General features: G+C 72.4%; 18 protein-coding genes. 14 read left to right on the top strand and 4 right to left on the bottom strand.

From position 1 onward, the window contains the following. Window positions 1-119 precede the first annotated feature (119 nt). From ACFZDC_RS36635 to ACFZDC_RS36625, 3 genes are all read left to right on the top strand, one after another. Window positions 120-713, top strand: a complete 594-nt coding sequence (locus ACFZDC_RS36635) for an aerial mycelium formation protein (protein ID WP_391330712.1) — start codon at window positions 120-122, stop codon at window positions 711-713. Window positions 714-776: 63 nt separating this feature from the next. Continuing rightward, complete coding sequence (locus ACFZDC_RS36630; RefSeq protein ID WP_391330710.1) at window positions 777-2,018, top strand: GNAT family N-acetyltransferase; 1,242 nt, start codon at window positions 777-779, stop codon at window positions 2,016-2,018. Between the two features lie 306 nt (window positions 2,019-2,324). Next, complete coding sequence (locus tag ACFZDC_RS36625) at window positions 2,325-3,233, top strand: GntR family transcriptional regulator (RefSeq protein ID WP_391330709.1); 909 nt, start codon at window positions 2,325-2,327, stop codon at window positions 3,231-3,233. A gap of 6 nt (window positions 3,234-3,239) precedes the next feature. On the opposite strand, the gene ACFZDC_RS36620 is transcribed toward ACFZDC_RS36625, so the two are convergent. Then, window positions 3,240-3,428, bottom strand: coding sequence for a hypothetical protein (locus tag ACFZDC_RS36620; protein WP_391330708.1), 189 nt, complete (start codon window positions 3,426-3,428; stop codon window positions 3,240-3,242). A gap of 130 nt (window positions 3,429-3,558) precedes the next feature. Here ACFZDC_RS36620 and ACFZDC_RS36615 point away from each other — a divergent pair, with 130 nt between their 5' ends. From ACFZDC_RS36615 to ACFZDC_RS36595, 5 genes are all read left to right on the top strand, one after another. Continuing rightward, the gene (locus ACFZDC_RS36615; protein ID WP_391330707.1) at window positions 3,559-4,437 is read left to right on the top strand and encodes a GntR family transcriptional regulator; all 879 of its coding nucleotides are present in this window, start codon (window positions 3,559-3,561) and stop codon (window positions 4,435-4,437) included. Then, a complete protein-coding gene (locus ACFZDC_RS36610) occupies window positions 4,437-5,174 on the top strand; it encodes an HAD-IA family hydrolase (RefSeq protein ID WP_391330705.1) in 738 nt (245 codons plus the stop codon). The genes ACFZDC_RS36615 and ACFZDC_RS36610 overlap by 1 nt, the downstream gene beginning before the upstream one ends. A 536-nt stretch (window positions 5,175-5,710) precedes the next feature. Then, window positions 5,711-8,005 (top strand): phosphotransferase, encoded by a 2,295-nt coding sequence (locus ACFZDC_RS36605; RefSeq protein ID WP_391330703.1) that lies wholly within the window; start codon window positions 5,711-5,713, stop codon window positions 8,003-8,005. Between the two features lie 9 nt (window positions 8,006-8,014). Next, complete coding sequence (locus tag ACFZDC_RS36600) at window positions 8,015-8,638, top strand: TetR family transcriptional regulator (RefSeq protein WP_391330701.1); 624 nt, start codon at window positions 8,015-8,017, stop codon at window positions 8,636-8,638. Window positions 8,639-8,677: 39 nt separating this feature from the next. Beyond that, complete coding sequence (locus ACFZDC_RS36595) at window positions 8,678-10,717, top strand: HelD family protein (RefSeq protein WP_391330700.1); 2,040 nt, start codon at window positions 8,678-8,680, stop codon at window positions 10,715-10,717. A 226-nt stretch (window positions 10,718-10,943) separates the two neighbouring features. Here the strand turns inward: ACFZDC_RS36595 and ACFZDC_RS36590 are convergent, their stop codons facing one another. Continuing rightward, on the bottom strand, window positions 10,944-11,783 hold the full coding sequence (locus tag ACFZDC_RS36590; RefSeq protein ID WP_391330697.1) for a nitroreductase/quinone reductase family protein: 840 nt from the start codon (window positions 11,781-11,783) through the stop codon (window positions 10,944-10,946). 158 nt (window positions 11,784-11,941) lie between these two features. Here ACFZDC_RS36590 and ACFZDC_RS36585 point away from each other — a divergent pair, with 158 nt between their 5' ends. The 6 genes from ACFZDC_RS36585 to ACFZDC_RS36560 all read left to right on the top strand — a co-directional run bounded on the left by ACFZDC_RS36585 (window position 11,942) and on the right by ACFZDC_RS36560 (window position 16,347). Then, window positions 11,942-12,565 carry an RraA family protein gene (locus ACFZDC_RS36585; RefSeq protein ID WP_391330695.1) on the top strand — a complete coding sequence of 208 codons (624 nt, stop codon included), beginning with the start codon at window positions 11,942-11,944 and terminating at the stop codon, window positions 12,563-12,565. Window positions 12,566-12,576: 11 nt separating this feature from the next. Next, window positions 12,577-13,068 carry an HAD domain-containing protein gene (locus tag ACFZDC_RS36580; protein ID WP_391330693.1) on the top strand — a complete coding sequence of 164 codons (492 nt, stop codon included), beginning with the start codon at window positions 12,577-12,579 and terminating at the stop codon, window positions 13,066-13,068. Between the two features lie 197 nt (window positions 13,069-13,265). Next, a complete protein-coding gene (locus ACFZDC_RS36575) occupies window positions 13,266-14,630 on the top strand; it encodes an MFS transporter (protein WP_391330691.1) in 1,365 nt (454 codons plus the stop codon). A 97-nt stretch (window positions 14,631-14,727) separates the two neighbouring features. After that, window positions 14,728-15,219 carry a helix-turn-helix domain-containing protein gene (locus ACFZDC_RS36570; protein WP_391330689.1) on the top strand — a complete coding sequence of 164 codons (492 nt, stop codon included), beginning with the start codon at window positions 14,728-14,730 and terminating at the stop codon, window positions 15,217-15,219. An 86-nt stretch (window positions 15,220-15,305) separates the two neighbouring features. Further along, the gene (locus ACFZDC_RS36565; RefSeq protein WP_391330688.1) at window positions 15,306-15,902 is read left to right on the top strand and encodes a hypothetical protein; all 597 of its coding nucleotides are present in this window, start codon (window positions 15,306-15,308) and stop codon (window positions 15,900-15,902) included. Window positions 15,903-16,002: 100 nt separating this feature from the next. Continuing rightward, the gene (locus tag ACFZDC_RS36560; protein ID WP_391330687.1) at window positions 16,003-16,347 is read left to right on the top strand and encodes a DUF2516 family protein; all 345 of its coding nucleotides are present in this window, start codon (window positions 16,003-16,005) and stop codon (window positions 16,345-16,347) included. A 24-nt stretch (window positions 16,348-16,371) separates the two neighbouring features. Here ACFZDC_RS36560 and ACFZDC_RS36555 read toward each other — a convergent pair whose 3' ends face one another. Both ACFZDC_RS36555 and ACFZDC_RS36550 read right to left on the bottom strand, forming a co-directional pair. After that, window positions 16,372-17,676, bottom strand: a complete 1,305-nt coding sequence (locus ACFZDC_RS36555) for a SpoIIE family protein phosphatase (RefSeq protein ID WP_391330685.1) — start codon at window positions 17,674-17,676, stop codon at window positions 16,372-16,374. 286 nt (window positions 17,677-17,962) lie between these two features. Next, the gene (locus tag ACFZDC_RS36550; protein ID WP_391330684.1) at window positions 17,963-19,048 is read right to left on the bottom strand and encodes an NlpC/P60 family protein; all 1,086 of its coding nucleotides are present in this window, start codon (window positions 19,046-19,048) and stop codon (window positions 17,963-17,965) included. Between the last annotated feature and the right edge of the window lie 102 nt (window positions 19,049-19,150).

The raw sequence follows: 19,150 nt of genomic DNA, 5'->3' as shown, positions 1-19,150 counted from the left end.
GGCCCATTATTGATCCTTAAGCCCTCATCTGGGGCCGTTCGGGGGCACTCGGTCACATAGCGGCCACTTGGGGTGGCACGATGCTGTCACACGCCGGTCGAGGGGACGGTCACACGCACATGAGCACACCGGGTACCAGCGGGCGGCTGGAGACGCACCGGCCGCCCGCACAGCGCGGCGACAACCCGCCCGGCCCGTCGCTGCCCGCGGAACCGCCCGAGCACGACCTGGCCGGGCTGAGCCTGCCCGAACTGCGTACGCTGCGCCGCGACGCCCAGCGCGACGAGGCGGACCTCAGCTATGTGCGGCGGCTGCTGCAGGGCCGGATCGACATCCTGCGCGCGGAACTCGCCCGGCGCGGACGGGCCTCCGTGCCCGCGCCCGCCGACGCCTCCGTGGTGGAGCGGCTCCCGGAGATCCTCACCGACGCCCCGGCCCGCCAGCGTTCCTCGGCCCGCCATGTCACGCTCGGCACCCCGCACAACGAGGAGTACCGGCGGCTGGGCGCGGAGATGCTCGGCGAGGTCGAGCTGTCGGACCTTCAGGCCCGTACCGACCTGGAACTGACCACCGCCATGGGCCGGCTGGTCCGCTACGAGCAGGAGGTCTCCCGGCGCCGTCAGCGCCTGCAGCGCACCACCGACGACTGCAGCGGGGAGATTGCCCGCCGCTACCGGGTGGGCGAGGCACAGGTGGACGACCTGCTGACGTGACGGGCGCGGGACGGAGGGGAAATGCGGGCGACACGACCCGGGCCGCGCGCCTACGGTGACTCCATGACGACCGACGTCCGCGCCGTCGCCGAGGCCGAGTTCGAGGACTGGCAGCGCGCCCTGAACACCGGGTTCCTGCGGGAGCCGGTCATGGCGCCCGAGCAGCTGGAGGCGCGCCGCCGGCAGTTCGTCGAGGGCCGTCTGCTCGGCGCCTTCGAGGGCGACCGCTGCGTGGCGACCTTCCGTTCCTTCGCCCAGGAGGTCACCGCGGTGGGCGGCGGTCCCGTCCGCGCGGACGCCATCACCAACGTCACCGTCAGCCCCACGCACCGCCGCCGCGGACTGCTGACCCGCATGATGAGCCGAGACCTGGCGGCGGCCAAGGAGCGCGGTGACGTCGTCGCCACCCTGATCGCCGCCGAGTACCCGATCTACGGCCGCTACGGCTTCGGCCCCGCCACCTGGACGACCGAGTGGACCATCGACGTCACCCGGGCCGGCCTCGATCCGCGCTGGTCGGGGCCCGAGGACGGCGGCCGGATCGACCTGGTGGACGCCGAGGACGTCCGCAAGCTCGGCCCGGAGCTGCACGAGCGGGTCCGCCGCGCCCAGCCGGGCGCGGTCAGCCGCGACGAGCTGTGGTGGCAGGTGAACACCGGTCTCGTCCCCTTCGGCAGCAGCTGGACCGAGCCGTACTACGCCGTCCACCGCTCGGCCTCCGGCGAGGTCGAGGGCATGGTGTCGTACGAGTCCGAGGGCACCTGGGAGGGGAAGCAGCCGCAGCACACGGCCGACGTCAACTGGCTGCTCGCGGCGACTGAGGCGGCCGGGGGCGCGCTGTGGCGCTATCTGTGCTCGATCGACTGGATCACGAAGGTCAGGAGCGGCTGGCGCGGCCCGGACGACCTGCTGCCGTTCTTCCTGCCCAACCCGCGTGCGGCCCGGGTCACCGGGCACGCGGACTGGCTCTGGGTGCGCATCCTGGACGTCGTACGGGCCCTGGAGGCGCGGACGTACGAGGGGACGGGCTCGCTGGTGCTGGAGGTCGTCGACCGGGACCGCCTCGCCGGGGGCCGGTTCCGGCTGGAGGCCTCTCCGGACGGTGCGTCCTGCGCGCCGGCCGACGGCGCGGGTGCCGATCTCACGCTCCCGGTGGGAGAGTTGGCGGCGGTCTGGCTCGGGGACCAGCCCCTGGTGCGGCTCGCGGCCCTCGGGCGGGTCCAGGAAGAACGAGAGGGCGCCGCCCGGAAGGCCGACGCCCTGTTTCGCACATCCGGGCGACCGTGGTGCCCGGACATCTTCTGAGGCTCCCCTCTCCCGACGACGGTGGCCGTTCATCCGTAGCGTGCTGTTCAGTTGTGGCTGTGCGCTGCCGATGTTCAGTTGTGGCTGTGCCTGCTGTTCAGTTGTGACTGTGCGCTCCGGTGGCCGTCCCCTGTCCGGGCTCCCGGCTCCCCTCCGGAAGGGAGCCCATCGGCCAACCACTGGGAAGCTTGACCATGTTGTTCAAGTTGGCTACCAACTTCACTCTACTTATCTCCGCTTGGAAGCGGCTCATAACCACCTTCTCGCGAACTGCCGGAAGATGGCGGGAAGTTGTAGTGTTTCTTCGTGGACCCGGAACACGCCTCCGCCAGTGGGCGGAAGAGGCCACAGCGGTCACGCACGTCACATCGCGAGGTGGCCGACGAACTGCGCGCCCGGATCCGGTCCGGTGTACTGCGGCCGGGTCAGCGCATGCCCACCCAGGCCAAGCTGGCCGACGAGTTCGGCGTCGAGCGCGGTGCGGTACGGGAGGCCCTGCGGATTCTGCACTCGGAGCACCTGCTCACCAACGTGTCCAAGGGCAGCCCCGCCACCGTCGCCGCGCCGCCGGCGCACGCGCGTCCGGCGGCCGGCCGGGCTGCGCCGCCGCAGCCCACCATGGTGGGCCTCGCTCCGCGCATCGCCGCGGCCTTCGCCGCCCCGCACGTGGAGATAGACGCCCTCTGCCTGACCTCGGTCTCGCTCACGCTGGCGATCGGCGAGCCGCTGCGGCAGATCCACGCCGGGCGGCTGAAACCGGCCAAGATCGACGTTCGGGTGCTGTTGCCCAGCCGGGACATCGACCTCGCCTTCCCGGCGCCGGTGGACGCCTCCGACGGCGGCCTGCTGCACCGGCGCTGGCTGGCCCAGCGCAACGCCCAGGGCCAGGTGCTGCGGCACAACCTGCTGGCACTGCGCACGACGCACGGCATCGACGTGCGCGTCTCCTTCCGTGCGCTGCCCTTCACCCCGCCGGTCAAGCTGTACCTGCTCAACGGTGTGGAGGCGCTGTTCGCGTACTACACGCTCACCCGCCGCGAGCGGGAGATCGACCACGAGCACCTCCAGCTGTACGACGCCGAGGGCACGCGGTCGATGCTGTTCGCCTTCGAGCAGGGCACGGAGCTGCGCGACGCGACCTTCGTGGAGCAGTCCCACCTGTGGTTCGACGCGCTGTGGGAGACGATCAGTTCGGAACTGGTGCTGACGTCGTAGGACCGGTCAGAGGACCGGACCCGCGAGGAGCACCGCGAGCAGCACGGCGCCGGCGGAGCTGACCGCCGGGCTCTTGGCCCTGATGCCCACGGACAGCAGCAGCAGGCCGACGATGCCGACGGCGCCGTACCTCCACTCGATGAGCTGTTCGAAGCCGACGACGAAGAGGGCGCAGAGAAGTGCGAGGGCTGGCATGGTGGTTCCCCCTTTCGGTGTGCCAACTTGACCAAGTTGGCAACCAACTTTGATTAAGTTGTCCCCACTTGGCCCCTACTCACAAACAACTTCGCGACAACTCCCCTAAGATGGAGCAGGGTTGTAGCGTTTGGTCGTGACCCAGGAGAACGTGGCAGTGAACGGCAGCAGAAGGTTCACGCCCCAGCAGATCGCCGACACCCTGCGCGAACGCATCCGCACCGGCGACCTGAAGGCGGGCGAGCGCCTGCCCACCCAGGCCGAGCTGGCCGAGGAGTTCGGGGTCGAGCGAGGTGCCGTGCGCCAGGCCCTGCGGGCACTCGCGGAGGACGGTCTGCTCAGCAACGTCAGCAAGGGCAGCCCGCCGAGGATCGCCGAGTCGGCCCCCGCCCACGACGAACCGCAGCCGACGATGGTGGGCCTTGCGCCCCGGCTGACCGAGGCGTTCTCCGCGCCGCACGTGCGCATCGACGCGGCCTGCCTGACCGCGCAGTCCCTCATCCCCGCCCTGGGCGAGCCGCTCCGTCAGATCCACGAGGGCCGCATCCGCCCCGACCGGATCGACGTGCGCATCCTGCTGCCCTCCCGGGACATCAACCTCGCCTTCCCGGTCTCCGTCGACGCCCACGGCGACGACGACGCCGTGCACCGGCGCTGGCTGGCGATGCGCAACGCCCAGGGCCAGGTCCTGCAGTACAACCTCCAGGCCCTGCGCTCCACCCACGACATCGACGTGCACGTCACCTTCCGGGCCCTGCCGTTCACCCCGCCGGCGAAGCTGTACCTGCTCAACGGGGCGGAGGCGCTGTACGCGTACTACATGATCGCGCGCCGCGAGGAGCCGACGGACAGCGGAACGCTCGAGATGTACGACACCCTCGGTTCCGAATCCCTGCTGTTCTCCTTCGAGAAGCGGGCCGGGCGGCGCGACGCCGCGTTCGTGGAGCAGTCCCAGAAGTGGTTCGACGCCCTCTGGGAAACCATCACCACGGACCTGACACTCTCCTAGTGACTTCTGAGACGACGACGCAGACCGAACAGACCACGAACGAGTCCGAGAAGCTACGGGAACTGATCGAAAGTGCCCGAGTGGTCCTCTGGGACTTCGACGGGCCGATCTGCCGCCTCTTCGCCGGGCACAAGGCGGAACTGGTGGCCGCCGAGCTGGTGGAGTGGCTGGCCGGACGGGGGCTGCACGGGCTGCTCGGCGACCCCGAGCGCGCCTCGCTGGACCCGCACGTGGTACTGCGCGCCGTGGACCGCCGGCACCCGGGCAGCGACCTGGTCACCGAACTGGAGGAACGTCTCACCCAGGAGGAACTGCGGGCCGCGACCTCCGCGCTGCCGACCGCCTACGCCGATCCCCTGATACGGACCTGGACGGCCGTCGGCTCCCGGCTGGCCATCACCACCAACAACTCCCCACGGGTGGTCCGCGCCTATCTCGAAGGCCGCGGCCTCACCGGCTGCTTCGCCCCCCACATCTACGGCCGCACCGCGGACCTGCACCTCCTCAAGCCCGACCCGCACTGCCTCAACCGGGCCCTGAACGCGATGGGCGCCGCCCCCTCGGCCGCCCTGATGATCGGCGACTCCCTCTCCGACCTCGACGCCGCGGCACGCGCCGGCGTCCCGTTCCTCGGCTACGCGCGTGACGAAGAGAAGGGCAAGCTTTTGCGGGAGGCCGGGGCCGGGTGCGTGGTCGCGTCGCTGGGACCGCTGCTGCGGACGCTGCGGGACCGGTGAGCGGCGGATACGTGGGCTCGGGTGCCACTTCCGGCCGCACAGCCACGCCGCCGGCGACGTCGGCAGGCCGACGCCCCAGAAGACCAACTGACTCAGGCCGTCGATCTGCACCACGCCCCCGAAGACCCGGATCGTCACGGCTGCCATCCCCCTCGGGCTTCCGGTGGTCGGTCAACCCCTCACGTCACCGGTCCCGACGGGGGCATGACGGCCTGGTTCGAGGCGGTCCGGGAGTTGCTCACCGACGAGGGCCCCGCCATGCGATAGCATCCGCGCAGCCGACTGAGCGACCGCTCGGATCCGTACGTAAGGGACGGCGACGAGCCGGTCCCGGCCGACTGGCACAGATGAGTGGCCGACCACCCGATGGGCTACTCCACTGCGCCTCGGGTCGTGCCGCCCGTCACTTGGGCATAACGTTTCCCCCGCCCCTCAGCTTTGCCGCTCTGCCCCTTTCTGCTCTGTTTCCAGTGTTCCTGCGTTTCCCGTTTCCCCTGTTTCCAGAGTTTCCGCGCGAATCGAACCCGGAGCGGCCAGTGGGCGCACCACCCGTCCCCCGCGGCACAGCCGGGGGACGCGTCGTCGGAGCCTGGCCGAACGCCGTCTGCCGCGCGTTCGTGGAGCATGCCGCCGAGACGGGTGAGGCGAGCGGCGGTTTCCACCACCAGAACTACGTGGCCCCGCTGACCGAGCCGGTGGCCCGCCTGCTCGGCCGGGAACCCGGGACCGCCGTGACGGTGCGGCTGCGGCGCACCGGCGCGCTGCCCGTGGTGTTCCGGACCTGGCAGAACGAGGCGGAGATCCTGCGGGCCATCAAGGGTGTCCTGCCCAACGTGCCCGAGTGCCTGGCCGAGGGAGACGGCTTCGCCATCCACAGCTATGTGGAAGGGGTCCCGCTCTCCAGCGTCTGCGGCGACGGGAAACCGGTCGACGGCCTGCTGATCAGGGCACTGGCGGGGCTGCTCGCCCAGACGGCCCAGGTGCGCAGCGTCGCCGCGCTGCCGGCCCTGCCGGCCCTGTGGCCCCGGAACTACACCGACAGCCAGGGCTTCCTGCAGACCCTGGCCCGCATGGCCGACCTGCAGATCCGCCAGCCCAACTGGTCCTGCTTCGGCGGCCTGTTCACCGCTCTCGGCATCCCCGAGGACGCCCTGACCCGGCTGGCCGAACGGGTCCCCGCGATGTCCCGCCGGCCCTACAGCCTGCTCCACGCCGACCTGCACCGCGACAACCTGATCATGCCGTACGGCGGTGACCCGCCGCTGGTCCGCGTCGACTGGGAGCTGGCCACCTACGGAGACCCGCTGCACGACCTCGCCACGCACCTGGTGCGGATGCGCTACCCGGACCACCAGTGGGACGAGGTCGTCGAGGCGTGGGTGCGCGCCATGCGCGAGGTCCGGCCCGCGGCCGCCAACGGCGTGGCCCGGGACCTGCGCCACTACGTCGCCTTCGAGCGGGCGCAGTCCGTGTACCCCGATGTGATGCGGGCGGCGAAGTCCCTGGAGGAGTCCTTCGACCAGAAGAGCCTGGACGAGGCCACGGCATGGGTCCAGCGCGCCCTGGAGGCGGGTGCGGAACCGCTGCGGCTGGCCCATGTGCCGGGGCGGCGGGAGATCGAGCGGATCCTGTTCCGCTGGCGCGCGTCCGTACGGCCCGGGGTCGGCCGGGGCACCGGTACGGGAGCGCCGGCCGGCGGCGGCCCCTGGCGCGGTCCGGTCACCCGGGCGATCGACTGGAAACCGGACCCGCGCGTCCCGGAACACGTCGACTTCCCCCACACCGCCGTCGCCGACGCCCTCCTCCTGGAGGGCGCGGCCCCGGCCGACCGGGTGTTCAAGGGCACCGCGCACCTCAACTCGGTGCTCCGGGTGCCCGGCACCCGGTTCCCGGTCGTGGTCCGCCGCAAGGTCGCGAACGTCACCCGGCGCGAGCGCAGTTTCCTCAGCGAGCACGCCGTGCTCAGAGCGATCGAGCGGTCCGGGGCCGCGGTCGCCGCGCCCCGGGTGCTGGCGCTGGGCGAGAGCCACTCGATGGACCTCTGCGGCATCCGGACGTACTCCGGGGACCGCTTCGCGATCCACACGTACGAGGGCCCGCGCGATCCCGGCCGCAAGCCGGACCACCCGGTCAACGGGCTGCTCCCGCACGAGGCGGACGGCCTGGTCGACCAGCTGGCCGCGCTCACCGAGGTCGACTACATCCAGATCGACCCGCTCGCGGGCCGGCTCGGCTTCTACGGCTGGCTCAGCGACCAGCTCGTGGCGCTGGTCGCCGGACTGCCCAAGGGCTCCCAGCAGCTGGCCCGCTTCCTCGGGCTGCCCGACGCGCTCCGGCTGCGCGAGATCCTCGCCCGCCACGACGTCACCGACCGCGCCCCCGCCCTGCTGCACGGCGACCTCAACCCCTGGAACCTGGTGCGCCGGGACGACGGACCGGCCCTGACCGTCATCGACTGGGAGATGGCCCTGGTCGGCGACCCGCTTTACGAGCTGGTCCGGCACATGCATCTGACCCCCACCCGGCCGGAGATCCGGGACCGCATGTTCCGTCGCTGGGAGAGCCGCCTGCCGGCGCGGTACACCCGCAACTGGCGGCAGGACTGGCGCGTGTACCGGTGGGTCGAGATCGTCCGCTCGGCCTACGTCGACCTCGACCGCCTGGTCACCGGTGCGAGCCTGGACGCCCCCAACGTGCGCCGCGCGGTGGACTCGTACGCGATGACCCTGGCGGCGGCCACCGCCTCCCTCGGCCTGTCCTCCCGGCGCCGGACCAACCCCTATCTGGCCCGCGCCCTGGCCTGGGCCACCCGCCCCGACGACCCTGCGTAGGCTCGCCCCATGGGTGAGATGGGCCTGCGTGAGCGCAAGAAGCAGCGGATGTACCAGGATGTGTCGGACATCGCCGTACGGCTGTTCCTGGAGCGTGGTTTCGACGCCGTGTCGGTCGCGGAGGTCGCCGCCGCGGCCGGTATCTCCAAGCCGACGCTCTTCCGGTACTTCCCGGCCAAGGAGGACCTGGTCCTGTACCGGATCGCGGACCACGAGACGGAGGCCGCACGGGTGGCCGCCGGGGCGGCCGGGCCGCTGGACGCGCTGCGCCGGAACTTCCTGGACGGGCTCGAGCGGTGCGATCCGGTCACCGGGCTGAACGACCACCCGGCCGTGCTCGCCTTCCACCGGCTGCTGTACGGCACTCCCGCCCTGGTGGCGCGGGTGTACGGGTATCTCGAACGGTCGGAGGCGGCGCTCGCCGAGGCGCTCGGGGGCGGCCTGGACGCCCGGCTCGCCGCCGGTCAGATCATCGCCGTGCAGCGGATCCTCGCGCACGAGAACTGGCGGCGGATCGCGGCGGGGGAGGGCGTGGAGGAGGTGCGGCCGGACGCGGTGCGGGCGGCCGAGCGGGCCTTCTCGCGGCTGGCGGCCGGGCTGCCGTGGCTCACGAACCAGGGTGAGACTCGGTAACATATTTAACTCAGTTACATTTTTCGCTACGGTGGAGCCATGACGTCACTCCACCCCGCTCTTGAGGACCTCGAAGCCACCCTCCGCGGCGAACGCGCCTACCACGACGCCTGCCGCACCGCCCTCGCCGCCATGGTCGACGGCGCCGCCGAGCAGGTCGTCACCGGCGAGGACGTCTCCGCCTCCGGCGCCGACGCCGAGGTGCTCGGATACCGGCTGCGCAGCCAGGCCAAGGCGCTGCGCGAACTGCCCGAGGGCCCGCTGTTCTTCGGGCGGCTGGACTTCGCCGAGGGGCACCCGGAGCACGGCGGGCAGAGCTACCACGTCGGCCGGGTGCGGATCACCGAGGACCCGGCCGCCCCGCCCCTCGTGGTCGACTGGCGGGCCCCGGTCTCCCGCGCCTTCTACCAGGCGAGCGCACGCCGGCCGCAGGGCGTCGAGGTCCGGCGCCGGTTCGGCTGGGCGCCGGGCAGCCGGGGTCACTCCGCCGACCTCACCGGGCTCGAGGACGAGCGCCTCGGCCGGGGCCAGTCCCAGGTCAGCGACATCGTCGCGCGGGAGATCGAGCGGCCCCGGGTCGGCCCGATGCGGGACATCGCGGCCACCATCCAGCCCGAGCAGGACGAGCTCGTGCGCGGCGACCTCACCGCCTCCGTGTGCGTCCAGGGCGCCCCGGGCACCGGCAAGACGGCCGTCGGCCTGCACCGCGCCGCCTACCTGCTCTACACCCACCCCAAGCGCATCCGGCGCTCCGGCCTGCTGATCCTCGGCCCCAACCGCACCTTCCTCACCTACATCGCCGAGGTGCTGCCCTCCCTCGGGGAGACCGGAGTCCGACAGGCCACCCTCCTGGACGAGATCGCCCGCCACCCGGTCACCGGCACCGACCCCGTCCCCACGGCCGCGGTCAAGCACGACGCCCGCATGGCCGAGGTGCTGCGCCGGGCGCTGTACGCACGCGTGTCCGCCACCGGCGTGGCCGAGATCGCCGTAGCGGACGGCTCCTACCGGTGGCGGGTCCGTGCGGACGAACTGGCCCGCATCGTCGAGGAGGTGCGCGCCGAGCAGCCGCCGTACGCGATCGGCCGCGAGCGGGTGCGCACCCGGGTCGTACGACGGCTGCAGGAGCAGGCCGAGCGGCGGGCCGGCCCACAGCCGAACGCCTGGGTGCGCCGGATCGAGCGGGCACGGGCGCTCACCGCCCGGCTCGACGCCGTATGGCCGAAGGTCCGGCCCGAGGAGGTGCTCGCCGAACTGCTCACCGACAGCGCGGTGCTGGCCCGGGCCGCCGACGGTCTGCTGGACTCCGGCGAGCGGGACGCCCTGCTCTGGCCCCGCCCGCCGCGCTCGTACAAGTCCGCCCGCTGGTCGGCAGCCGACCTCGTCCTCCTCGACGAGCTGTCCGGGCTGATCGAGCACCCCGAGGGGCACGGCCACATCGTGGTGGACGAGGCGCAGGACCTCTCGCCCATGGAGTGCCGGGCGATCGCCCGGCGGGCCGCCTTCGGATCGCTGACCGTGCTCGGCGACCTCGCCCAGGGCACCACCCCGTGGGCGGCCCGCGACTGGGACGTCCAGCTGCGCCACCTCGGCAAGCCGGACGCGGCCGTGGTGCCGCTGACCATCGGGTTCCGGGTGCCCGCCGCCGTGGTCGAGCCGGCCAACCGGCTGCTGGCCCGGCTGGACGTGGCCGTACCGGCCGCGCGGTCGCTGCGGGCGGACGGCGAGCTGACCGTACGGCCGACCGATGACGTGCCCGGCACGACCGTGACGGCCGTACGGGAGGCGCTCGCCCACGAGGGGTCGATCGGAGTCGTGGCGGCCGACGCGGACGTGGCCCGCGTACGGGACGCGCTGACCGCGGCCGGCATCGAGACGGCCGGGCCGGAGGAACTGGGTGCCCGGGTGGCCGTGGTGCCCGCGAGCGTGGTCAAGGGCCTGGAGTACGACCACGTCGTCGCCGTGGAACCGGCCGCCGTCGTGGAGGCGGAGGAGCGGGGGGCGCACCGGCTGTACGTGGTGCTGACCCGTGCGGTGTCCCGCCTGGACGTCGTGCACGGGCGGCCGCTGCCGTTCTAGTGCTGTGACCGGAGGGTTCACCGGCTCGCGGCGCCCGGCACGGCACCTCGTCGCGTTGTCGCATCACCCGAGTACATCCTGTACGCGGGCGATGCTCCGCCTTGCGAGGCTCTCCCACTGCCTGGACGGCGTGGGAGGTGCCCCCGGCACCGGACGCCGCGAGCTTTCCGGCACACCTTTCCGGCAAACCCTTCCGACCTCAGCACCAGCGGCCGCCCGCGCCGCGTCAGCGGGCGTCCAGCACCGCCACCAACTGCTCCTCCTCGTACGTCAGATGGGACTCCAGTTCGGCCGTCAGCCGGTCCACCTCGGCGCGGGCGGCGGCCGGGTCGGGGTGCTCGCCGGAGACCGCCTGCCGCAGCTCCGCCACGAGGACGGAGATCCTCGTGTGCTCCTTGCGCAGCCGCTCCAGGGTGGGCGCGAGGTGCGGATGGCGGTCGGCGAGGAACGGGAAGAGGGCGGTGTCCTCGCCGGTGTGGTGGTTGTGGAGGCCCTGACAGAGGGTGAGGCAGTTGACGCGGAGCTGAGCGCCGAGCGTGGTGCCGCCGTCGGCCATCTCCGCGCGGATCAGCGCCAGTTCGCGCCGGAAGACGTCATGCACCAGCCGGATCGCCTCCCCGGGGGAGTCCGCGGCGATGTCCGGCGGGCCGCTCTGGGCGATCTCGTGCAGCGCGACGACGGGAATCATCCGGCCCGCCTTCTCCTGGTACGCCTGCCAGCCCGGGTCGGTCTCCACCGCCCGCGCGAAGGCCCGGTCGCGCTCCTCGCCCACGAGCGCCTCGGCACGGGCGCGGTAGGTGAACACCCCGCTCTCCACGGTCACTTCGGGGTGGACGAGCAGGTTGCGGTACCAGTCGGGGTGGCGGGGCGAGCCGCCGGCCGAGGCGATGACGAGGATCCGGCCACCGCCGTCGGGGAGATAGCCGACCGGGGTGGTGTGCGGGGTTCCGGTGCGGGCGCCGGTGGTGGTGAGCAGGATCAGGCGGGCGCCTTCGAAGAAGCCGCTCAGCCGGCCGTGCCGGGCGCGGAACTCATCGATGATCTTCTGGTTGAAGTCGTGGTGCACTCAATTCTTCTCTCTCTGCGGCTGGTTGCTTGCTTCGGTGCGCAGAGAAAGCGGCGGGCTCCTGGCCCGCGGGGGCCTCACTCAGAGGCCGGGCACCCGACTCGTTCACGGCCCGAGGCCGACCCGGCAGTCATGGCAGGAACGCTAGCGTCAGCGCCATGACTGACGCCACCGAGTTCCAGGACATCCCCACGACCGCCCTCGCCGACCTGCTCGGCCGCGACCAGGTCATGGACATCGGCATACGGCCGCTGTGGGACCCGATGCCACGGATCGCCGGGCCCGCGTTCACCGTGAGCTGCCCGCCCGGCGACAACCTGATGCTGCACGCGGCGATCCACCGCGCGCAGCCCGGCTCGGTGATCGTCGTGGAGTCGGGGGACCTGGACTGGGCGTTGGCCGGCGGAAACGTGTGTGCCGTCGCCCAACGGCGCGGCATCGCGGCCTTCGTCGCCGACGGCCTGATCCGCGACCTCGCCGAGGTCCGCGGGATGCGCTTCCCGGTCTTCGCCCGCGGTGTCATCCCGGTCCCGGGCGCCAAGAAGGCCGTGCGCCCGCTGAACAGGCCCGTGCGCTGCGCGGGCGTGCGCGTCGGGGCCGGGGACGTGGTGGTCGCCGACGAGGAGGGGGTGGTGGTGGTCCCGGACGGCCGCCGGGCGAAGGTCCTCGCCGACGCGCGCGCCAAGCTGGCCGAGGAGGCCGCCGAGACCCTCGACGCGTGGGAGGCGGCGCACCGGACCCGGATCGACATGATCCTCGCCGGGAACGGCTTCGAGGGCTGATCCTGGGGGTGATGCTGCTCTTCCTCGACGTCGACGGTCCGCTCATCCCCTTCGGGGCGGCGGACCGCGCCTACCCGGTGTACGACCGCGCTTCCGCCCTGGCCCCGGACACGGCCGGGCATCCCCTGCTCAGCCGCGTCGACCCGGCACTCGGCCGACGCCTCACGGCCCTGGGCTGCCGGCTGGTGTGGGCCACGACATGGATGGACGAGGCCAACGCCTGCCTGGCGCCCTGGCTGGGCCTGCCCCCGCTGCCGGTCGTGGAATGGCCGGACGAGGACGCGCCACCGGACCTCCTGCACTGGAAGACCCGCCCCCTGGTCGCCTGGACGGCCGGCCGCCCCTTCGTCTGGATCGACGACGAACTCACCGAGGCCGACCGCTCCTGGGTGGCCGTCCACCACCCCGGACCCGCCCTCCTGCACCGCGTGGACCACCGCTACGGCCTGACGGAGGCCGACTTCGGGACGGTGCGGGAATGGCTGGCCACGTACGGCCCGTGAGCAGCCCGCCCCGGGGCGGCGCCCCAGTCGGGCTCGCTCGCCCTGGGCCGCTGCTAACGTGTGATCGTGCCCGAATCAGACAAGGTGCGCCGTCGCTGAGAGCGGCGGCGCGAAACCCCGGTTCCAGCCGTCGCTCCTGACCCATGGCCAGGAGCGCCTTTGTGGCGCTCGGACTTCCCTTGTCCCGGAGCGCATCCGTGTTCGCCCTGTCTCCTCGCCGACGTCGGCGTGTCCTTGTCGCCGCCCTCATCTCCGATGCGGTGTTCCCCCTCGCCATCACCGGCGCGACGGCCGCCGTCCCCGAGGTGACCGCCAGACTGCCGGGCGGGGCCGCCCTCGGGCCGTGGATCGTCCTCGCCTACAACGGGCTCTTCGCCGCGGTGCTGCTGCTGGCGGGAGCGACGGCGGATCGCAGCGCCCGCACCCGCTTCTTCGCCGTCGGCAATCTCGTTGTCGCCGCCACCGGGGTCCTGTCCGCCCTCGCTCCGAACCTGCCGTCCCTGGTGGCACTGCGCGCGGTCGCCGGCATCGGGGCGGCGATGTGTGCCGCCGGTGGGTCGTCGATGGTCCTGGCCGTGTACCCGCCGGAGGAACGGCGTCGGGTGTACGGCTGCGCGGGGGCCGTGCTGGGCAGCGGTCTGGCGCTCGGACCGGTCGTCGCCCAGGCCCTCATGGCCGTCGGAGGCTGGCCCCTCGTCTTCGTCGTGCCGGGGGCCGTCGCCGCCCTCGCGGCCTTGACCACGCTCGGGCTTGAGGGGCTGCGCGGCCCCGAACCGTCCGAGGACTTCGACCGTGCCGGCGCCGTCCTGTTCGGGGTGACCGTCGCCGCCGCGGTGACCGCACTCGGGCTGGGCTTCGGGGGTGCCGTCCCGTGGTGGGGGCCGGCCGTACTCGTCCTCGTCGCGGCGGCCGGCGCCACCGGACTCGTCCGCGTGGAGCGGCGCGCGTCGGATCCCGCGATCCCCGTGGACCTGTTGCGGATCCCCGCCTATCGCGCCTACGCCGTGGCGACGGGCGCCTTCATGGGGATGCTCGTGGTGGGGTTGACCGTGCTCCCTCAGCTCGGCGCCGCCCGGCGCATGGGCCCGGGCGAGGAAGCGATCATGCTCAGCCTGCTGACCGTGCCGTCCACGGTCCTTCCGCTTCTCGCCGCGCGGCTCGCCCGCCGACTGGCCCGGCCGCTGGTGACCACAGCCCTGTTCGCCTGCGCCCTCACCGCGGTCGTCCTCCAGGTGACCAACCGTCCTGCGGCCCTTCTCGTCGCGGCCGGGGCCGTCGGGCTGTGTCTGGGACTGACCGAGGGCGTCCCGGACGGTCAGGCACTCAACCACGTGCCCTCCCGGCGCGGCGGGGCCGGCGCCGCGCTGTTCAGCACGACGCGGATGAGCCTGGAGACACTGACCCTGTCGGCTGCCAACGGGGTGATGGCAGCGCTCGGCCCCTCCTCCGGAATGGCGGTCGCCGGTGCCGTGTGCCTCACCGCCGCCCTCGTCGTCCAGCACGCCGTCCCCGCTCGCGACAGGGGCCGGGGAGTCCTGGCCCGGACACCGGGGGACACGTGAGGCCCCTGTGGCGAGCGGGTGAACCTCGTGCGTGGCGTGGCGCACTATTGCAAGCGGGTGCTTGCAATTGTTAGCGATGGTGCGGCAGGGTGGGGGTATGGCATCGCTCAACGTCGGCAATCTCGGTGAGTACCTGCGCGAGCAGCGGCGAAACGCCCAGCTGTCGCTGCGGCAGCTCGCCGACGCCGCCGGGGTGTCCAATCCGTACCTGAGCCAGATCGAGCGCGGGCTGCGCAAGCCGAGCGCGGAGGTGCTCCAGCAGGTCGCCAAGGCACTGCGCATCTCCGCCGAGACGCTGTATGTCCGCGCCGGGATCCTCGACGCCGAACGGGACCGGGACGAGGTCGAGACGCGCGCCGTCATACTCGCCGATCCCACGCTGAACGAGCGGCAGAAGCAGGTGCTGCTCCAGATCTACGAATCCTTCCGCAAGGAGAACGGATTCGGGGTCGGCGAACCGGCGGAGGACCTCGGTGAGGGGGCTGCGGAGGAACGGCCCAGCGACACCGACGTCCCGAGCGACACCGCCGTACGCGGCACCCGCACGGCCGGCGGCAGCGATGCCGGTCCGCGGCGGACGGCCGGATAGGCGGGACCTCACAAGGCAGCCGCCGGACGCCACACCGCGGACCATACGAACCCTCAGCCGAACGCGAATCCGGGAGGACCATCACCATGGCCATCACCGACGACCTGCGCAAGACCCTCAGCGACCCGACCCCGCTCTACTTCGCCGCAGGTACCGCCGACCTCGCCCTCCAGCAGGCCAAGAAGGTGCCCGCCCTGGTCGAGCAGCTGCGCGCCGAGGCCCCGGCCCGTATCGAGGCCGTGCGCAGCACCGACCCGAAGGCCGTGCAGGAGAAGGCCGCCGCTCGGGCCAAGGAGGCGCAGGCGACCCTGCAGACCAAGGTCAACGAGTTCATCGGCACCCTCGACGTCGACCTGAAGAAGCTCGGCGAGAGCGCCCAGGACCTCGCCCTGCGCGGCGTCGGCGTCGCCGCCGAGTACGCCGTCAAGGCGCGCGAGACCTATGAGAAGGTCGCCGAGCACGGCGAGCAGGCCGTGAAGACCTGGCGCGGCGAGGCCGCCGAGGAGATCGAGGACCTGGCGATCGCCGTCGAGGGCAAGCCCGAGCCGGGCGAGGTCAGGGTGGAGCCGAAGCCGGCCGAGGCCGACCCCGCCGCGATCAGGAAGGCCGCGGCGGCGAAGAAGGCCCCGGCCCCTCGCAAGGTCACGCCCACCGCCAAGAAGCCGACTCCGCCGGCCAAGTGACCGGAGAGCCACTGACGGGCCGGGCACCTTGGGGGTGCCCGGCCCGTTCTACGGGTAGCGTGACGGCGTACGGATCGGGAGACGGCGGGCGGTGGGCAGCATGCTGATGTTGGGCTTCGCGGGGTTCATGGGGATCTTGAAGATCGTCCTGATGGCCCTCGCCGCGTTCGGGCTGTTCGACGCCGCGTTCCGGCGCGAGGACGCCTTCCGCGCGGCCGACAAGCAGAACAAGGTGTTCTGGCTGATCGTCCTCGGCATCGCGCTCGTGGTCAGCTATCTGTTCTCGATCCTCGGCATCCTGCCGATCGTCGGCCTGGTGGCGAGCATCGTCTACATCGTGGACGTACGCCCCGCGCTCAAGCAGGTCTCCGGCGGCGGCTGGGGCCGCCGCCGCGGCGGAAGCAGCAGCGACGGTCCCTACGGGCCGTACAACGGCGGCCGCTGAGCCCCTGGCGCCCCGCCGGGAGCCTTACGACGTGCGGTCCAGCAGGACCACCGCGACGTCGTCCGTCAGCTCGCCGCCGTTGAGGTCGCGGACCTCGCTCACGGCGGCGCGCAGCAGATCCTCGCCGCGCAGGCCCTCGGCCAGCTGGCGGCGGATCATGTCCACCATCCCGTCCTGGCCGAGCCGCTCCCCGTCCGTGCCGATCCGGCCCTCGATCAGGCCGTCGGTGTAGAGCATCAGGCTCCACTCGGGCCCCAGCTCCACCTGCGTCCGCGGCCAGCGGGCGCCGGGGAGCAGGCCGAGGGCGGGGCCGTTGTTGTCGTACGGGAGGAGCTTCGGCGCGCGGCCGGGGCGGGCCATCAGCGGGGACGGGTGCCCGGCCAGGCAGAGTCCGGCCCGGCGGCCGTCGGGGGCTATGTCCACCGTGCACAGCGTCGCGAAGATCTCCTCGTCCGCGCGCTCGTGCTCCAGCACCTGCTGCAGCGTGCTCAGCAGCTCGTCCCCGCACAGCCCGGCCAGCGTCAGCGCCCGCCAGGCGATGCGCAGCTCCACGCCGAGCGCGGCCTCGTCCGGGCCGTGGCCGCAGACGTCGCCGATCATGGCGTGCACGGTGCCGTCCGGGGTGCGGACGGCGTCGTAGAAGTCGCCGCCGAGCAGGGCCCGGGACCGGCCGGGGCGGTAGCGGGCGGCGAAGCGCAGCGAGGAGCCCTCCAGCAGCGGCGTGGGCAGCAGCCCGCGCTCGAGCCGGCGGTTCTCCTGGGCGCGCAGCTTGCCCTCGGCGAGGCGGCGCTCGGCGGTGTCGGATCGCTTCCGCTCCACCGCGTAGCGGATGGCGCGGCTCAGCAGACGGCCGTCCAGCTCGTCCCGGAACAGATAGTCCTGGGCGCCCACGCGCACGGCCTCGGCGCCGCGCTCGGCGTCGCCGGAGGCGGTCAGCGCGAGCACGGCGTGCCGGGGCGCGAGCTGCAGCACGTGCCTGAGCACGGCCAGCTCGTCGGCGTCCTCGTCGGTGGCCCGGCCGGGCGCCGGGAGCGCGAGGTCCAGCAGGATGCAGTGGACGTCGTCGGTGAGCAGCCGCTCGGCCTCGGTGAGGTTGCGAGCGGTGCGGACGCGGATCGGCTTGCCGGAGGGGTCCAGCAGTTCGGGCACGATCGGCGGGCCCGCCGGATCGTCCTCGATCAGCAGCAGGGTGAGAGTGGCGGCGTTCGCGCCGCCGGCCGTGGCGCTCCGGTGAGCCTCTTCCTTGAGGGGGCCGCCAGGGGCGGCGGCCTGCGCCTGACCACTCTCCACGGCCGGGATCGCTCTCTGCCGCGGTACGGGTACGGGCATCTTCTTGGTTCCTTCCCTCCCCCCGAGGGCATGGTGGGGCGAGGGACCTCGACCCACCGACGGGTGACCATAGCGGTACTGCCCACCCCGATGGAATGGTGTGAGCCGCGCCGCTCCGGTGCAGGACGCTGTCATATGCCGCGATATGTACCGCAGTTGGACAGGTCGCCCAGGAAGCGGGGATGACGAAGCTCACGTACCACCCCGGTGTGCACGGGGGTTGGGCGTGCGGTGGGTCACACGGCAGCGAAAGCCACGACACGTGGGGGCCGTCACATGACCTGGCTCACGCGTCCGGCCGTACGACCCCCAGGATCGGCATCGAGCCCGCGCCCGCGACCGTCACCGTCCGTCCCGGCCGCGGGGCGTGGATGATCGCGCCGTCGCCGACGTACATCGCGACATGGCTGGCGTCGTCGAAGTAGATGATGAGGTCGCCGGGACGCATGTCCTTGATGTCGACGTGCTCGAGCTGCTTCCACTGCTCCTGCGAGGTGCGCGGGATGGGGTGGCCGGCGTCGGCCCAGGCGTGGGAGGTCAGGCCCGAGCAGTCGTAGGAGTCGGGGCCCTCGGCGCCCCACACGTAGGGCTTGCCCAGCTGGGCCGTGGCGAACTCGACCGCCTTCCTGCCCTGCTGGGAGGCCTTGCTGTCGATCTCCTTGAGGATGCCGGTGTCCAGCCACCGGGTCTGCGCCTTGTGGGCGGCCTCCTGTTCCAGCGCGGCGAGCCGCTCCTTCTCCTTCTTCTCCAGCCGGGACTCGAGCTCCTCGGCCTCCGCGATCTGCTGCTTGATCTTCTTCTGTGCGGCGGCCTTGGCCCTGCGGTTGGCGTCGAGCTTCTCCCACTGCGCGGAGGCGTCGTCGGCGTACCCCTGCAACTCCTTCTGGGTGCGGGTCATTTCGGCGATCAGCTTGGTGGTCGCCCGCTGGCCGTTGAGGACCGTGCCGGCCCCGTCGATGAACTGCTGCGGGTCGTCGCTGAGCAGGAACTGGGCCGTGGGCGGCAGTCCGCCGGAGCGGTACTGGGCCCGGGCCGCCGCGCCCGCCTGGTCCTTCAGCTTCTCCAGCTTCCGCTGTCCCGCGACGATCTTCTTCGCCAGCGCGACGATCCGGGCGGACTGCTCCTTCGTCCGCTCCTCGGCCGCGTTGTAGGAGTCGGTGGCCACGGCGGCGTCGTGGTAGAGCCGGTCGAGCTTCTCGCGGACCTTCTCAAGGTCCTTGCTCGGCGGGGGAGTCGGCGTCGCGCTCGGTGTCGCGCTCGTGCCGGGTGTGGGTTTCGGGGCGGCGAACGCCGTGCCGGGCGCCGCCAGCACGGTCACCGCGCAGACCACGGTGACGGCTGCCGTGAGCAGGCCGCGCTTGCCCGTACCCATACTCTCTCCCAAGCTGATTTACCGTCAGTAACTTACGGTGGCCTGAGGGATCGTGCCACGGACACGCGCAAAGCGACAGAGGTCGTCGGAAGTCGGATTTTC

This window comes from Streptomyces sp. NPDC007905 (genome assembly GCF_042959345.1).
Taxonomy (GTDB): Bacteria; Actinomycetota; Actinomycetes; order Streptomycetales; family Streptomycetaceae; genus Streptomyces.
This window is presented reverse-complemented; position numbering and strand designations above follow the sequence as displayed.